Source organism: Nostoc sp. ChiQUE02, from assembly GCF_034531305.2.
GTDB lineage: Bacteria > Cyanobacteriota > Cyanobacteriia > Cyanobacteriales > Nostocaceae > Nostoc.
Genome location: NZ_JAVRBN020000010.1, coordinates 116,475 through 132,500, shown reverse-complemented (window position 1 = coordinate 132,500; position 16,026 = coordinate 116,475). Strand labels below are relative to the sequence as shown.

The following is a 16,026-nucleotide window of genomic DNA, read 5'->3' as shown; positions in this document are numbered from 1 at the left end:
TGAATTACACCCGCGAATTGCTGCCATAAACTTAGGGATAGAATGAAGCATACCACTATTTACAGCTGTTTTCAATTGCCTATAAAATACACTATTTTGGCAATTCCTGATGCATGAGTCCTGTCGCCATTGAGATTAGGAAATTTTTTAGCTAGCTTATCACAGTACTTACTAATATATTTGACTAAAAAACAATATCCTCACCTCGCTCGGTGAACCGAACCTCTTTAATATTCCATTGGGCATTACTCGTTAGAGTTTTGCGGAGACTGCCAAACAGAGCAAACTGTTCACAACTAGAAAGAGAAGCTATTTGCCGCTTTGACTCAGGAGATATTCGCAAATCAACTGTAGCAATCCCATTTTTGATGTTGACACGATACCCAGACAAGCCAAAGTCGCTTGTATCTCGTTTTTCTAAGATTTTACTCACTATATTTGTCACTGGTTCCTCGGCTGGTACTGAAACCTTTTCTGGAATTAATTCTTGACATTGGGTATCACTAGTGTATAGTGTAACGCTAGTAGTTTTATTAGTAACAGCTTTAGGAGTTGATAAGGAAGGCGTATTTTCCTTAGGAGATTCTTGATTAGGAGATTTTTCTCTCAACTGAGCTACGCTAGGAATTTGGCTTGAAGTCTGAGATGATGCGCTATTCGTAGGTCTTGTGGTTGGAGATGGCGTTCGGCTGTCAACATTGCGAGCGGTGGGGTTAGAACTACAGCTACTGAGGCTGACAACCATCGTCACAAAAATAAGGGGTAAAAAATATTTCTTAGTTGTGTTCATAAATTTTACTTGTAAGTGATGTTGCTGCTACCAACTTCAGTGTAGCTGGTATCAATTCCGCATTAATTTGTGAATCTTGAGCCAGTCTATAAAGTGTCAACCCGAATCTGTTACAATCAGGGGTTATACTATACACCGAAATTACAACATCTGCTGTCTAAAGAGCGATGTTTGACGACAAGCGCTGACACTCGTTCGTTCTTGGCGTCTCCCCTTTTCACAAAGGGAGAAGACTCGCTAACGACGGGAACTGCTATCGTACAGCGTCTCGTAGAGAAGAAGAAGACTGCGACCCCCTCATAGCTTTGCGTCTACGCTAATGCCAAAAAGCTTAATCATAAGAACCAGAGGTGCGGCAAACGAAGATATACTGGCTTTTGGTTTAATTAATGTGGTTTATTTATCTTAAAATAGCTGTAGGTTTGAGCAAATTACGCACAGTCTGCTGTATATCTTCTTGTTTAACTAGAGACTCGCCAACTATAACGCCATGTGCACCAGCTTCAGCTACAAGGGATAAATCAGTAGGTGTATACAAGCCAGACTCACTGACGACGATAATGCCCAAGCTTTGTAGTTGCGATCGCCTAGCCGCTAGTAGTTGCCCAGTTGTGCCAATATTGACGCTAAAATCTTCTAGACTTTGGTTGTTAATTCCTATTAAGCGCACATCATCAAGCTTTAGCAACCGATCTAGTTCTGCCAAAGTATGGACTTCTATTAAAGCATTCATTCCCAAATCGTGAATCACTCGTAAAAAGTTTTGCAGTTCTTGATCTGAGAGAATTGCTGCAATCAGTAGCACCGCATCTGCGCCTGCTTCTCGTGCTAAATAAATTTGGCAGGGGTCTAAAATGAACTCCTTGCACAGTAGGGGTAATGCTACTCGGTAGCGGATGGTGCGTAAACTCTCAAAGCGATCGGTGAAGACAGAGATACAAGTTGCGCCACCACGCTCATAAGCTTTAGCGATCGCTACTGGGTCAAAGTCTGCTTTAATGATTCCGTGAGCTAGGGATGCTTTCTTCACCTCTGCAATGATGCAAGGTCGGTAACGACTCTGTTGCAAAGCAGAGAGAAAATCTCGCACGGTCGGTGCAGCAGTTAACTTGCGTTCCAAAAAAGCAAAAGACATCTGTTGCTGGATTTGTGCAACCTCATGCCTTTTCTGCCATATAATCTCTCTAAGAGTAGGTTGCAAATGAGTATTAGGGGTAGTAGCTGGGTAAGTCATATGCTAAGGATTGAGTGACCAAAAAAGTATAAATTATCAAATTGAAGGCTACCCTACAGATATTCTTTTCAATCGGTCTTTATGGAAATACCTTTAACAAATAGGAAGCTGTGAATAACCAAACGTTTAAAACGTTTAATCTTCATGTTTTCCTTATTAAATTTTGTGCTCAATTGCCTTGAAATAGCCTCAATTACTGACATTCATTTATAGGAATTGTCCTGTCTTAATTATTTCGATTTTCAGAGATGAAGCCAGGTTGATTTGAGCTTTCAACTAAACAGTTATTTTTGAGCAGTCGAATGTAGGTGCGGTAAGGTATGTAGTCTATGGGATTGTAGCCAGCAAACCGTAAGATTAAAACACATGCCCAGGAATATTTGCCAGCAATAATTGCTTTGAGTATTTGCTCAATTTGCTCATTGTTGATTTTCCTACCCATTTGTGTTTGATAACTAGTGATATTTTGAGTCATAACATGCGCTATTTTGTGTAAATTAAAACTGGTTTGTATTTGACAGGCTCTTTCCTCTGTTTCCTGAATTTGGTCTAGTAAAATTTATCCAATTTCACAAATAATCTATCTTTTTTGCCTACGCCTGTACTAAGTTTTAATGGCTACCAGACTGAACTAATCCTGATGAAACTATAATTAATTAGCTATTGAAAGTGTTTGATGTTAAATTCCAATAATCACATCAGTTTCTGTAATTTATTCAAGAGCATTCTGCATATCTGAAGTAACAGGAGCACAAAATAGTGCTTAGGTAAAAATAGGTAAAGTTAAGAACTATTGCAAATTCATATTAAAAGTAGGGGCGGGTCTAATCAGGATCAGAAATATCTTATTAAACCCGCTCTTACAGATGAACCGTATTGCAGAAGCAGCTTCTTCATTAAGCTTACTCAATGTTAGGCAAAAGAGTATATGAACGATTATTTGATAGATGCGCCTATTTTTTCGCTTTTGAAATCTTATTTATTTTCATTAGCGTAAAACCAACTTGGGCTTTGGAAAGGGGGCATGAATATTAACAAGTTTTATGTCGTAATAAGACCTGCTTTGTTAGAGTTCTTCTATGCTGCCCTCTAATTAGACCTTTCAGAAGGTGCAAGTACCCATAATTTTGTACATATCATATACTAGCTGCTTAATATACGCTATTTATTTTGGAATATTTACAAGCTATCAGCACATAATTAGTAGAAAAAAGTATTCCTTATGACAGATGACACCTGTATTATGATGTTGTTAGATACCTAAGTGAGCAAATTTAAGAGCAGTTCAAGCTATAACTCTTAGAATAGATAAATGCATTTGAATCATAATTGACAAAATCATTTCATTATGTATTAACAGTTGTGATTCATAGATTTTCTATTGATTGTATAACAGTTGCAAATGATTACTTAAAATCAAAATTACTATGGAATTTTGCATTATTTATTACGTTTTGGCACGAGATTTGAGAAATAATAAATAGATATGTAAAATATTCCTCAGAGCTAGAACATGCCCAAAAGTAGATAAAGCTGATTTTTGCTGGGTCGAAATCAATTACGTATATTACTATGCATAACTCAAGGGCAAAACCACCAAATGTTGCTGTTATATCTAGTCAAAAGTTTGAAAAGAGTGTACTTTGTGATATTGTAATTTTGACTATATTAAATATTTAAATTTTATTAACTCTTTGGCTTTTTTAGTTTTAATAACTTATTGAAATTGATAATAGATATCTATTAGCATAAGTAAACACTATATTATAGGCAATAATTGTCAGTTTTATTCTTCAACAGTTTTTATAAGAATTTGATAAATATCTTTTATATATAATCTCTGCTTAACTACTTAGTAGTAATTTCTTTATATTATCAATATAAAAAATCTCACTTTTCTTGGTAAAATTATATTTAAAATCATAAACAATTTCTGGTTCTTACTAATTCAAATTATTTAGAACTAGCCAATAGCGCCATCATAATTTTAGTAAATTGTGATTAGCAACTCATTGACGGCTATAGTGCCGACTTCTTTAACCGAGTGGCTAAGGATACAGATTCAGGCGACTATACGTTAGTTCAATCTAACTCTCATTTGGTGCTACAGCTAGAAATTGAGTTTTACTGGTTCTTGATAGCAGTGTTCTGAGTTGTTAATAAATAGTCATATTAACTCAACACTCATAGGTTTTTACAGAGCACTCGGCATAAAATTCGCTCATTATTCCCTGCCACAAAAATCCTAGTGATAGAAAAATGATACACGAATCGTCGAAAAAAATTCTTGTAATTGAAGATGATGCTGTTACCCGCAATCTCTTCTTAGAGGTTCTTGAGACTCAAGGTTTTGACGCAATAGGTGCTGAAGATGGACTGGCTGGTATCCAGCAAGCACAAGAGCATTTACCCGACTTGGTGATTTGTGATATTCAAATGCCAAATATGGATGGTTACAGCGTTTGTACTAGGCTGCAACAATATCCTGACACCGCAATCATTCCGTTCATTTTTTCGACTGGCAGTAATACTCAAACAGATATTCGCAAGGGTATGGACTTGGGAGCAGATGATTATCTTACTAAACCCTTTCTTATAGAGGATTTGCTCAGAGCAATCGAAGTCCGATTAAAAAAGCAAGCCAATAAAAGGTGCTGGTACGCGACTAACTCCCATCAAGCCGCCCAACCACTACCTTTATCGTTAAACTCTGAGTCCATTTTTCCATCTATTCCCCAACTACAAGCAGTTTTTGACTTTATTGAAGCTAATTATAGCCAAGGAATTACTTTATCTGATGTGGCTCTTGCAGTTGGTTATTCACCTGCTTACTTGACTAACCGAGTGGCAAAACAAACAGGAGAAACTGTGAACGGTTGGATTGTTAAGCGTCGTATGGCAGCAGCACGTCCTCTGCTCAGAGATACTAATCAAACAATCGACCAGATTGCTATTGCACTAGGCTATAAAAATACATGTCATTTCTCTCGGCAATTTCGTCAACACCACGAGATTTCTCCTAAAATTTGGAGAAAACAGCAACAACGCCTTCAGCCTACTAGAAGCGCGAAGCTACAATTCATCAAGAATCGTGGTGCGTTAGAAAAACTTGTGCCTTTAGGTTGCTGATTAAAAACAAGTTACTAGTTTTCACTACTTTTTTGCTTGGTCAATTTCTGCACTAATAATTGCACTCCCAAAGCCAACAAACCAATTGCTACTATACCAAATATCCCGCTTCCTAAAGCAACTACACCAACAACCAAAGTTCGAACAGCAGAGGAAATCTTAATTACCAATGGATTAATTGAATGGATAGGTTTAGTAGCAAAATTTGTAGCGATCGCAATCATCAGCGAATACAGTGCAAATCCCATTCCTCCGGAAATCACCGCCCCAATTAGACAGCGTAACGGACTCGTTGGGATCTGTTCTTTAGCATCTGTTTGTGGCGTTAAATTTTGGTCATTCATAAGATTTTAGATTTTAGATTTCGGATTGGAGCATTAGGAATAATAGTTATCCTTAGCTAATTGCCATTCAAATTGCAACTTTACGTTTTTGCGTTTTTCTAGCGATTTGAACTATGCAACTTAAAAGCTCATCAACTTATTCCCCATACTCCATTAACGATAAAAATTTGTTTAAACCGAAGATGCCACCTGAATACCATGTGTGATTGTCTGAGTCACAAACAATTCTAAGTCTTCGTCAAGAATTGCTTCCCTTACTTGCAGCTTAACTTGTTCTGCCTGCTGTTGAGACTCAAAAAGAGCAAATACTGTTGGCCCAGAACCAGACATCATCGTTCCTAAAGCACCTTCTTGATTTGCAAACGCTTTTCGTAGTTGCAAGACTTGGGGATAGGCTGGCAATACTACACGCTCCAAATCATTGTGTAGTTTTTTGGCAATTTCTCCCGGATCTTTATCCACGACAGCTTTTACTATTGCTCCCGAATGAACTGCATTAGCACGCGCTACCAAGTTGTCGCTATCTCTAATATAAGAATTACCAAACTGCTGTCTATAGGTTTTATATGCCCAAGCGGTAGAAACTTCCAGGCTGCGGTATTTTGCCAACACTATATAGATACTATCCAAACTTGGCAACGGAGAAAGCTGCTCACCTCTACCTGTTGCGATCGCAGTTCCACCCGCTACACAAAACGGTACATCTGAACCAAGTGTGCCTCCTAACTCCTCTAATTCTGACTGAGTTAATCCCAATTTCCATAGTAGATCTATCCCCACCAACACAGCCGCTGCATTCGTCGAACCCCCAGCCAACCCAGCAGCAACAGGAATCTGTTTGTTAATGGTAATCTCCACGCCCCCATATCTGGCAAAGGCTTCAGGAAATTGTCTCACCATTAATTCTGCTGCCCGATATGCCAGATTACTTTTATCTGTCGGTACTTGTGGATGGTTGCAGTGAACACGGATGCTCTCAGTACTAATGGAACGCACATCAATTTGGTCTGCAAGACCAATACTTTGAAGTATCATGGCTAACTCATGATAGCCGTCGGGCCGATCGCCAATGATCTCCAGATACAAGTTGATTTTGGCAGGGGCAATTAGGGTATAGGAACGCATTTTCTGGGAATGGGGAATGGGGAATGGGGAATGGGGAATGGGGAATGGGGAATGGGGAATGGGGAATGGGGAATGGGGAATGGGAAAAAATCTAGCTTGTCATCTATTTCCTACTCCGTACTCCCCGCTCCCAGTTCATTTGCTAGAATTACCCATTGCTGAACGCTGAGGTCTTCGGCTCTAGCTTGGGGATTTATTTCTAATTGTTCCAGTAAGTGGGTCAGGCGATCGCGTTCTATAACTGATTGCAAATTATTTCGTAACATTTTGCGCTTGGCACCAAACCCCAACTTTAAAAAATTTTCTAACTGTCGGGGATTAAGCGCTGGTATTTTTATTTTTTGGGGGCGTAATCGCACCACTGCTGAATCGACTTTTGGTGGTGGATGGAATGCGGCCGCTGGGACTGTGCATATTAACTCACACTCAGCCAAATACTGTACCCGCACACTCAACGCCCCAAAGGCTTTTGATCCTGGTTTAGCATATAACCTTTCTGCTACTTCTTTTTGTACCAGCAATACTATAGAGTCAAATGGTTCGGGGTTGGGGTCAGCGATCGTACCCAGTAGTTTCTCAATTATTGGCCCTGTAATATTGTAAGGAATATTGGCTACTACCTTATTTGGCTTTTGGAAATTGGGAAAGGCTGCCAGATAAGATGATAAATCTAGAGTAAGAAAATCGCCTTGCAGCAGTAAAAAATTTTTAGTCTTACCAAGCTGCTTTGACAACAGTTGGCATAAGTCACGGTCTATTTCAACTGCAACCAGAGATTGCACTAAGGGTAATAAACGACGAGTCAGGATGCCAGTTCCAGGCCCAATTTCCAGGACCCGATCACCCTTGGCGGAGCGCTCGCTTTCTGTACACTCTGCTGCTTGAATAATTGCGTCGAGCGCCTTTTCACTTTTGAGCCAATGTTGAGCAAAGACCTTACGCGGTCGGATCATCTGTATTTATTGCCTAGTCTAGTTTTTAGCTTTTTCTCAAAAATTCATTATAAATTTTGAAGCCCCTCTACAGCGCTAAACTCACTGTAACGGATCTTCCTATACTTATAAGAGACCCCCTATCTACGAGAGGCTGCACCAACGAAACGCTCTGTGAACGTAGCGGTGGCGATCGCGTAGCCTCTTCAAGGATTCAAATGTCGATACAAGCGTCAGCCGTAGGATGAGGATCTTAAACTGCAAGCTCCGCAACAATTATGCTCTTACTATAATTAGTTCGGGCATTTGGATTCAGGTTAGGAAAACTAACTAGCAACCTGCATTATTCACACAGGAAATTTCAGGCACTTTGTTTTCGCCTCTCTTCTGTTGCTTAACGCATTCACCTGAAAGTAATGCCAGCCAAGGGATTTGCCCTTTTATAAAAAAAAATCATTTTACCCCTTGACAAACTAAGGGATGACTAGTTACTCTAGTTAAGTGGAAAGGCGAAAGACGCCAACTACCGCTGAACCAAAAAAACATAATACTTTGAAAGCTTAAGAAAAAACCAATCCTCGTCAAAAGATTTTACTTTTGGGATTTTCCAAAAAGATAATCGAAATTACAACTAGGATTCCGGGAAATATTTTTTTCGGAGCCACAAACTCGAAACACAACAAAACGGAGAGTTTGATCCTGGCTCAGGATGAACGCTGGCGGTATGCTTAACACATGCAAGTCGAACGGTGTCTTCGGACACAGTGGCGGACGGGTGAGTAACGCGTGAGAATCTGCCTTCAGGTCTGGGACAACCACTGGAAACGGTGGCTAATACCGGATGTGCCGCAAGGTGAAAGGTTAACTGCCTGAAGATGAGCTCGCGTCTGATTAGCTAGTAGGTAGTGTAATGGACTACCTAGGCGACGATCAGTAGCTGGTCTGAGAGGACGATCAGCCACACTGGGACTGAGACACGGCCCAGACTCCTACGGGAGGCAGCAGTGGGGAATTTTCCGCAATGGGCGAAAGCCTGACGGAGCAATACCGCGTGAGGGAGGAAGGCTCTTGGGTCGTAAACCTCTTTTCTCAGGGAAGAACAAAATGACGGTACCTGAGGAATAAGCATCGGCTAACTCCGTGCCAGCAGCCGCGGTAATACGGAGGATGCAAGCGTTATCCGGAATGATTGGGCGTAAAGCGTCCGCAGGTGGCTATGTAAGTCTGCTGTTAAAGAGTCTAGCTCAACTAGATAAGAGCAGTGGAAACTACATGGCTAGAGTGCGTTCGGGGCAGAGGGAATTCCTGGTGTAGCGGTGAAATGCGTAGAGATCAGGAAGAACACCGGTGGCGAAGGCGCTCTGCTAGGCCGCAACTGACACTGAGGGACGAAAGCTAGGGGAGCGAATGGGATTAGATACCCCAGTAGTCCTAGCCGTAAACGATGGATACTAGGCGTGGCTTGTATCGACCCGAGCCGTGCCGTAGCTAACGCGTTAAGTATCCCGCCTGGGGAGTACGCCGGCAACGGTGAAACTCAAAGGAATTGACGGGGGCCCGCACAAGCGGTGGAGTATGTGGTTTAATTCGATGCAACGCGAAGAACCTTACCAAGGCTTGACATGTCGCGAATCTTGATGAAAGTCGAGAGTGCCTTCGGGAGCGCGAACACAGGTGGTGCATGGCTGTCGTCAGCTCGTGTCGTGAGATGTTGGGTTAAGTCCCGCAACGAGCGCAACCCTCGTTTTTAGTTGCCAGCATTAAGTTGGGCACTCTAGAGAGACTGCCGGTGACAAACCGGAGGAAGGTGGGGATGACGTCAAGTCAGCATGCCCCTTACGCCTTGGGCTACACACGTACTACAATGCTCCGGACAGAGGGCAGCAAGCCAGCGATGGCAAGCAAATCCCGTAAACCGGAGCTCAGTTCAGATCGCAGGCTGCAACTCGCCTGCGTGAAGGAGGAATCGCTAGTAATTGCAGGTCAGCATACTGCAGTGAATTCGTTCCCGGGCCTTGTACACACCGCCCGTCACACCATGGAAGCTGGTAGTGCCCGAAGTCATTACTCCAACCATTCGTGGAGGAGGATGCCTAAGGCAGGACTGGTGACTGGGGTGAAGTCGTAACAAGGTAGCCGTACCGGAAGGTGTGGCTGGATCACCTCCTTTTTAGGGAGACCTACACCCCTCAGAAATCGAAAAACATACAGTTAAATAGATACTGAGTTGGTCTAACCTAGGTCGTTCGCAGACATTTGTTGAAAGCTTTCAAACTATGATTTGGTTCGATATGGGCTATTAGCTCAGGTGGTTAGAGCGCACCCCTGATAAGGGTGAGGTCCCTGGTTCGAGTCCAGGATGGCCCACCTGAACAAGTAAAAGGAGCAAAGTAAAAAGTTAAAAGAAAGAATTAAAAACTCTTTTGACTTTTAGCTTTTGGTTTTTAACTTGAGTCTGGGGGTTTAGCTCAGTTGGTAGAGCGCCTGCTTTGCAAGCAGGATGTCAGCGGTTCGAGTCCGCTAACCTCCACCTGTGGCGATTGCCAAAACTAAAACTAGTGAGAGTTCAGCAACATGACTCATGAGTCAGACTGCTGAGTTTATTCTCAGCCAGAACCTTGAAAACTGCATAGTAACGCGAAATTAGCAGGCAGACACAGACATTCTTTTATGGATGTTGAGTGAATGCAAAAAGTAACACCAAATGAATTGAGTGGTCAAGCTAATAAGGGCTAACGGTGGATACCTAGGCACACAGAGGCGACGAAGGACGTGGTTACCGACGATATGCTCCGGGGAGTTGGAAGCAAACAGAGATCCGGAGATTTCCGAATGGGGCAACCCTATATACTACCTGCTGAATATATAGGCAGGAGAGAGCCAACCCAGCGAATTGAAACATCTTAGTAGCTGGAGGAAGAGAAATCAAAACAGAGATTCCCTCAGTAGTGGTGAGCGAAAGGGGAAGAGCCTAAACCAATTGGTTTACCGATTGGGGTAGTGGGACAGCGATATCGAATCTGGAGGCTAGACGAAGCAGCTAAATACTGCACCAAAGAAGGTGAAAGTCCTGTAGTCGAAAGTTAAAGGATAGTAGCTGAATCCCGAGTAGCATGGGGCACGAGGAATCCCATGTGAATCAGCGAGGACCACCTCGTAAGGCTAAATACTACTGTGTGACCGATAGTGAACCAGTACCGCGAGGGAAAGGTGAAAAGAACCCCGGAAGGGGAGTGAAATAGAACATGAAACCGTTAGCTTACAAGCAGTGGGAGGACGATTCAACGTCTGACCGCGTGCCTGTTGAAGAATGAGCCGGCGACTTATAGGCACTGGTAGGTTAAAGCGAGAATGCTGGAGCCAAAGGGAAACCGAGTCTGAAAAGGGCGATAATCAGTGTTTATAGACCCGAACCCTGGTGATCTAACCATGGCCAGGATGAAGCTTGGGTAACACCAAGTGGAGGTCCGCACCGACTGATGTTGAAAAATCAGCGGATGAGTTGTGGTTAGGGGTGAAATGCCAATCGAACCAGGAGCTAGCTGGTTCTCCCCGAAATGTGTTTAGGCGCAGCGGTAATGATTATATCTGGGGGGTAAAGCACTGTTTCGGTGCGGGCTGGGAGACCGGTACCAAATCGAGACAAACTCTGAATACCCAGAGCACACATTGCCAGTGAGACAGTGGGGGATAAGCTTCATTGTCAAGAGGGAAACAGCCCAGACCACCAGCTAAGGTCCCCAAATCATCGCTAAGTGATAAAGGAGGTGAGAGTGCACAGACAACTAGGAGGTTTGCCTAGAAGCAGCCACCCTTGAAAGAGTGCGTAATAGCTCACTAGTCAAGCGCTCTCGCGCCGAAAATGAACGGGGCTAAGCGATGTACCGAAGCTGTGGGATTAACTTATGTTAATCGGTAGGGGAGCGTTCCGTCGTAGGTAGAAGCAGTAGCGGCAAGCAGCTGTGGACGAAACGGAAGTGAGAATGTCGGCTTGAGTAGCGCAAACATTGGTGAGAATCCAATGCCCCGAAACCCTAAGGTTTCCTCCGCCAGGTTCGTCCCCGGAGGGTTAGTCAGGACCTAAGGCGAGGCCGAACGGCGTAGTCGATGGACAACGGGTTAAAATTCCCGTACTGATTGTAGGTTGTGCAGAGGGACGGAGAAGATAATTGTCAGCCGGATGTTGGTTACCGGTTCAAGCGTCAAGATGTTGAGAGACGGCGAAAACGTTTCGAGTTGAGGCGTGAGTACGACCCGCCACGGCGGGGAAGTGGCATAGTCTAGCTTCCAAGAAAAGCTCTAAACACGTTAACTTACAGTTACCTGTACCCGAAACCGACACAGGTAGGGAGGTTGAGAATACCAAGGGGCGCGAGATAACTCTCTCTAAGGAACTCGGCAAAATGGCCCCGTAACTTCGGAAGAAGGGGTGCCCACCTCAGACGTGGGTCGCAGTGAAGAGATCCAGGCGACTGTTTACCAAAAACACAGGTCTCCGCAAAGTCAAATCGACGCAGTATGGGGGCTGACGCCTGCCCAGTGCCGGAAGGTTAAGGAAGTTGGTCAGGGGGCAACCTTGAAGCTAGCGACCGAAGCCCCGGTGAACGGCGGCCGTAACTATAACGGTCCTAAGGTAGCGAAATTCCTTGTCGGGTAAGTTCCGACCCGCACGAAAGGCGTAACGATCTGGATGGTGTCTCAGAGAGAGACTCGGCGAAATAGGAATGTCTGTGAAGATACGGACTGCCTGCACCTGGACAGAAAGACCCTATGAAGCTTTACTGTAGCCTGGAATTGTGTTCGGGCTTGGCTTGCGCAGGATAGGTGGGAGGCGATGAAGTATTCCTTGTGGGGAATATGGAGCCAACGGTGAGATACCACTCTGGCGAAGCTAGAATTCTAACCCATGACCGTTATCCGGTCAGGGAACAGTTTCAGGTGGGCAGTTTGACTGGGGCGGTCGCCTCCTAAAAGGTAACGGAGGCGCGCAAAGGTTCCCTCAGCACGCTTGGAAACCGTGCGGCGAGTGTAAAGGCATAAAGGGAGCTTGACTGCAAGACTGACAAGTCGAGCAGGTACGAAAGTAGGCCTTAGTGATCCGACGGCGCAGAGTGGAATGGCCGTCGCTCAACGGATAAAAGTTACTCTAGGGATAACAGGCTGATCTCCCCCAAGAGTCCACATCGACGGGGAGGTTTGGCACCTCGATGTCGGCTCATCGCAACCTGGGGCGGAAGTACGTCCCAAGGGTTGGGCTGTTCGCCCATTAAAGCGGTACGTGAGCTGGGTTCAGAACGTCGTGAGACAGTTCGGTCCATATCCGGTGCAGGCGTAAGAGCATTGAGAGGAGTCCTCCTTAGTACGAGAGGACCGGGAGGAACGCACCGCTGGTGTACCAGTTATCGTGCCAACGGTAAACGCTGGGTAGCCAAGTGCGGAGCGGATAACCGCTGAAAGCATCTAAGTGGGAAGCCCACCTCAAGATGAGTGCTCTCACTACGTAAGTAGGTAAGGTCACGGGAAGAACACCCGTTCTTAGGCGGTAGGTGGAAGTGCAGCAATGTATGTAGCCGAGCCGTGCTAACAGACCGAGGGCTTGACCTCACAACTCATTTGGTCAACTAAATAAATAATTCGCGTTACTTGCAGTCTTCAGGGTCTTGTGCCCAACAATATTTCCTGGTGTCTATTGCGCGGTGGAACCACACTGAACCCTTCCCGAACTCAGAGGTGAAACGCTGCTGCGGCCACGATAGTTTAGGGGTAGCCCTACGCAAAAATAGCTCGATGCCAGGAGCCATAATTCAAACAAAAACCCCCAAGCTCACATCAGAGCTTGGGGGGTTTTCTTTTTACTAAATTTTGGTAACAATACTTCGGACAAAATTAAGCAGCAATTTAGCCTCGAACACATATCGCAGATTCGCATCTCGGCGCAGTTGACTGATAACATTCTTTCTTCAGAGCGACGACTCCAGTGACAAATGGCTCCTTGGCATAGGCTCCATCAACTGCAAGATAACGAATTTGCACAGGTAATTGAGGTTGAGTAATTTCCAGATGCTGTGTAAGTTTTTTCTAATCAGCACCTTAATGGTTCGATAGCTTTCTTGTCTATTTCGTCAACTAAAAATTGTCCAGAGTATTGTTAAATGTAATCGCTCATTTGAAGCCAAGTATGGGAGGTGACTCCCATACTTAGGTTAAAGGTTTATTGCCCTCTCCCTGTACTCCCGTGCCTCCTTCCGCTTGTGGTGCAGATATGATTTGCTTTTGCTGTTCTTGTAGCCAGGTTTCAAAGAGTTCATTCAGCAGGCGCACTTTCATAAATTCATCCAGTTGTGCTGGAATAAATTTTTCTAGCCGCAAAATTACAAACCATTCAGCGATGCGGGTAGGGGGCAATATCTGACCTGGTTGACTGCTAGAGAGCATTTGCACCATTACCGGATGTAGTGCATTCAGTTCAATCGGACCTACCAAGCCGCCAGTTTGGGCTTCTGGCCCGAGTGAGTATTCCCGCGCCAAATCAGCAAAAGAGTTTTCTTTCGCCTGAATCCGGAAGTAGAGTTCTTGGGCAATTCCCACATCCTGGGTTCGCAGTAGGGAATAGATTACTTTGTCCAGTTTTGCCTTGGACTGAAAAAAGTAAGATTCCAGTTTATTACCCCAAGTGGCTTGCTTAAATTTTTCAATTTTTAGCTTACGAGTGGTAATAACTTCTAGTTGATCGGGAGTCAGCCTTTGATGTGCCATCCAAGCCTGGATGTCTTCTTCATTTTTAAACTGTTTTTCAGCGTAAAACTGCTGTTTAGCTTGGGCTACTTCCTCAGGTGTGCACTCTATTGCTACCTTGGCAGAGCGTGAGTTTTGCTCTATCGCCTCATCAATGATCAATTCCCGCTGCAACTGTGGCAGCATTTGGTAACTTGCCAGTAAGGAAATCAGTTCACTAGCTGTGATTGTACGATTACCGATTTGGATCGCTTCAGTCATTAGCTTTTGGGCATCTCAAGAATATCTAGTCTGTTAAAGAAGCTATACCGTAGTCCATTTTCTAGGAGCTTTTTTCTTAATTCTACCGGGTTAGGTATGCTAACTTCACTTTCACAATAATTAAATAGTTACTAACTAACATAATTAAAAATATACAATTTATATGAGTTTTTATCAAAGATTCTACGCAAATACGACCAGATGTGAAGACAAGGGCAAATGACTAATGACTAATGACAGTTCTCGCCACTGCAATTTAAAAGAGGAAGTTATCAGACTAATTTAGGGTGCTTTGAGATAACCCTCTCACTATTGCCAGAGTAAAATCTCAAGCCCTTATTTATCAAGGGTTTTGTCCATTAACCTTAGTTTTGAGGTTTCTCTCATTATGCGTAGATGTGCAGTGGTGTTAGCGTAGCAGTAGCGAGGAACGAGCGTCCGTAGGGGTGTCGACAGTCCCCTTCTTGGTAGTTTCAATCGTTAGCGCAGCGTAGCGAGTCTTCTCCCAACGCGAAGGAGCGTCTCGTATACCAAGTGGCATGAGACGCCAAAGCGTTAGCTGTCAGACGCTCCTACGTCGCTATCAAGCGTTTGGGACTCTGTTAAAAGTTGTTAGAGATAGAAAAAGGCGGCACATCCTATGCAGCCTTTTTCGATAAGGGATTTATGTATCCCGCAACCAAAAATTCTAAGGTCTACAACGACTCTAAATAGTTCAAAAGATCCGCCATTTCTTGGGCACTAGGTTGGAATTTTGGCATTGGCGGTGTTTCACCACTGATCACTTGGTGAATCAGTCCATACCGAGACTTGTGTTTTGAAACAGCTTGCAAACTGGGGCCTACTCGCCCGTCTGCTTCTAAGCCATGACAACCAGCACAGTTAATTTGAAAGATCGCATGTCCTTGAACTGGGTTTCCTGTTAAGGATAGAACACTCTTGACATATGGATCGGAGGCTTGAACCAACTGAACACCAAAAAAGCCCAAAGGGACGGCTAGCAGTATGGCCAGCGTCAATAAAACGATCCGCTGAATCAAAATTTCAGGTTTGGTAATCTGGTTATCCAAAAGGTTTGCTGTGAAAGTCTAGGTGTGCTAAAAAGTTTTCATTTCCTACACATAGCTTAAAAGTTCTTGATTGTGTCTGCAAGCACAGAAGACTATTTTCTTGTGGGCGTCGCCCTTCAAAAAGGCTGTAGGGCGCAGGATTCATACCAAATTTGGTAAAATCAAAAACAGGCAACAAATATTTAATAATTACAAAGAGGAGATTTACAGTGGTTGAACCCTTGCTATCAGGTATTGTCCTTGGTCTAGTTTTCGTCACTCTCGCTGGACTGTTTTACGCTGCTTATAAGCAATACAAGCGCCCCAATCAGTTGGGGGGATGAGAAGTGTGCTCAGTTATGAGGTTATGAGTAGGGGAGATGAGGAGGATGAAGGGTAGTAGGAAGGGATGAGGAGGATGAGGAGG

Annotated in this window: 10 protein-coding genes, 3 tRNA genes and 3 rRNA genes (1 of these 16 cut by a window edge); 7 read left to right on the top strand and 9 right to left on the bottom strand. The window is 43.9% G+C overall.

The window, feature by feature from the left end; translation table 11 throughout:
* The 4 genes from RM347_RS13280 to RM347_RS13265 form a co-directional block, all read right to left on the bottom strand.
* Nucleotides 1-14, bottom strand: a tRNA-Gly gene (locus RM347_RS13280) (it extends 58 nt beyond the left edge of the window).
* Between the two features lie 170 nt (nucleotides 15-184).
* Complete coding sequence (locus tag RM347_RS13275) at nucleotides 185-790, bottom strand: sporulation/spore germination protein (protein WP_322720318.1); 606 nt, start codon at nucleotides 788-790, stop codon at nucleotides 185-187.
* A 400-nt stretch (nucleotides 791-1,190) separates the two neighbouring features.
* Nucleotides 1,191-2,024: an indole-3-glycerol phosphate synthase TrpC gene (locus RM347_RS13270; protein WP_322720319.1), complete on the bottom strand. Its 834-nt coding sequence runs from the start codon at nucleotides 2,022-2,024 to the stop codon at nucleotides 1,191-1,193.
* A gap of 226 nt (nucleotides 2,025-2,250) precedes the next feature.
* Entirely contained in the window at nucleotides 2,251-2,499 is a 249-nt protein-coding gene (locus RM347_RS13265) for a HetP family heterocyst commitment protein (RefSeq protein WP_322720320.1), read from the bottom strand.
* Nucleotides 2,500-4,283: 1,784 nt separating this feature from the next.
* Between RM347_RS13265 and RM347_RS13260 the strand changes: the two genes are divergently transcribed.
* Entirely contained in the window at nucleotides 4,284-5,153 is an 870-nt protein-coding gene (locus RM347_RS13260) for a DNA-binding response regulator (protein ID WP_322720321.1), read from the top strand.
* A 14-nt stretch (nucleotides 5,154-5,167) separates the two neighbouring features.
* Here the strand turns inward: RM347_RS13260 and RM347_RS13255 are convergent, their stop codons facing one another.
* The 3 genes from RM347_RS13255 to rsmA all read right to left on the bottom strand — a co-directional run bounded on the left by RM347_RS13255 (nucleotide 5,168) and on the right by rsmA (nucleotide 7,575).
* Nucleotides 5,168-5,497 carry a DUF3082 domain-containing protein gene (locus tag RM347_RS13255; RefSeq protein WP_322720322.1) on the bottom strand — a complete coding sequence of 110 codons (330 nt, stop codon included), beginning with the start codon at nucleotides 5,495-5,497 and terminating at the stop codon, nucleotides 5,168-5,170.
* Nucleotides 5,498-5,668: 171 nt separating this feature from the next.
* On the bottom strand, nucleotides 5,669-6,622 hold the full coding sequence (gene ispE / locus RM347_RS13250) for a 4-(cytidine 5'-diphospho)-2-C-methyl-D-erythritol kinase (protein ID WP_322720323.1): 954 nt from the start codon (nucleotides 6,620-6,622) through the stop codon (nucleotides 5,669-5,671).
* 110 nt (nucleotides 6,623-6,732) lie between these two features.
* A complete protein-coding gene (rsmA, locus tag RM347_RS13245; protein ID WP_322720324.1) occupies nucleotides 6,733-7,575 on the bottom strand; it encodes a 16S rRNA (adenine(1518)-N(6)/adenine(1519)-N(6))-dimethyltransferase RsmA in 843 nt (280 codons plus the stop codon).
* Nucleotides 7,576-8,235: 660 nt separating this feature from the next.
* Between rsmA and RM347_RS13240 the strand changes: the two genes are divergently transcribed.
* From RM347_RS13240 to rrf, 5 genes are all read left to right on the top strand, one after another.
* Nucleotides 8,236-9,724, top strand: a 16S ribosomal RNA gene (locus tag RM347_RS13240).
* A gap of 123 nt (nucleotides 9,725-9,847) precedes the next feature.
* Nucleotides 9,848-9,921: transfer RNA gene (locus RM347_RS13235), tRNA-Ile, on the top strand.
* Nucleotides 9,922-10,011: 90 nt separating this feature from the next.
* Nucleotides 10,012-10,084 (top strand) — tRNA-Ala (locus RM347_RS13230).
* A 185-nt stretch (nucleotides 10,085-10,269) separates the two neighbouring features.
* A 23S ribosomal RNA gene (locus RM347_RS13225) occupies nucleotides 10,270-13,158 on the top strand.
* A 74-nt stretch (nucleotides 13,159-13,232) separates the two neighbouring features.
* A 5S ribosomal RNA gene (gene rrf / locus RM347_RS13220) occupies nucleotides 13,233-13,350 on the top strand.
* The 16S, 23S and 5S rRNA genes sit together here with 2 tRNA genes alongside, the layout of an rRNA operon.
* 402 nt (nucleotides 13,351-13,752) lie before the next feature.
* Here the strand turns inward: rrf and RM347_RS13215 are convergent.
* Both RM347_RS13215 and RM347_RS13210 read right to left on the bottom strand, forming a co-directional pair.
* Complete coding sequence (locus tag RM347_RS13215; protein WP_322720325.1) at nucleotides 13,753-14,550, bottom strand: peptidylprolyl isomerase; 798 nt, start codon at nucleotides 14,548-14,550, stop codon at nucleotides 13,753-13,755.
* A 695-nt stretch (nucleotides 14,551-15,245) separates the two neighbouring features.
* Complete coding sequence (locus tag RM347_RS13210) at nucleotides 15,246-15,620, bottom strand: c-type cytochrome (protein WP_099100046.1); 375 nt, start codon at nucleotides 15,618-15,620, stop codon at nucleotides 15,246-15,248.
* 209 nt (nucleotides 15,621-15,829) lie between these two features.
* Here RM347_RS13210 and petG point away from each other — a divergent pair, with 209 nt between their 5' ends.
* The gene (gene petG, locus RM347_RS13205) at nucleotides 15,830-15,943 is read left to right on the top strand and encodes a cytochrome b6-f complex subunit V (protein WP_063721252.1); all 114 of its coding nucleotides are present in this window, start codon (nucleotides 15,830-15,832) and stop codon (nucleotides 15,941-15,943) included.
* The last annotated feature ends 83 nt before the right edge of the window (nucleotides 15,944-16,026 follow it).

Excerpts from the sequence above, each read along its gene's own strand:
- rsmA (WP_322720324.1), bottom strand. The coding sequence starts at position 7,575 with ATGATCCGACCGCGTAAGGTCTTTGCTCAACATTGGCTCAAAAGTGAA.
- RM347_RS13265 (WP_322720320.1), bottom strand. The coding sequence starts at position 2,499 with ATGACTCAAAATATCACTAGTTATCAAACACAAATGGGTAGGAAAATC.
- RM347_RS13275 (WP_322720318.1), bottom strand. The coding sequence starts at position 790 with ATGAACACAACTAAGAAATATTTTTTACCCCTTATTTTTGTGACGATG.
- ispE (WP_322720323.1), bottom strand. The coding sequence starts at position 6,622 with ATGCGTTCCTATACCCTAATTGCCCCTGCCAAAATCAACTTGTATCTG.
- RM347_RS13255 (WP_322720322.1), bottom strand. The coding sequence starts at position 5,497 with ATGAATGACCAAAATTTAACGCCACAAACAGATGCTAAAGAACAGATC.
- RM347_RS13270 (WP_322720319.1), bottom strand. The coding sequence starts at position 2,024 with ATGACTTACCCAGCTACTACCCCTAATACTCATTTGCAACCTACTCTT.
- RM347_RS13260 (WP_322720321.1), top strand. The coding sequence starts at position 4,284 with ATGATACACGAATCGTCGAAAAAAATTCTTGTAATTGAAGATGATGCT.
- RM347_RS13215 (WP_322720325.1), bottom strand. The coding sequence starts at position 14,550 with ATGACTGAAGCGATCCAAATCGGTAATCGTACAATCACAGCTAGTGAA.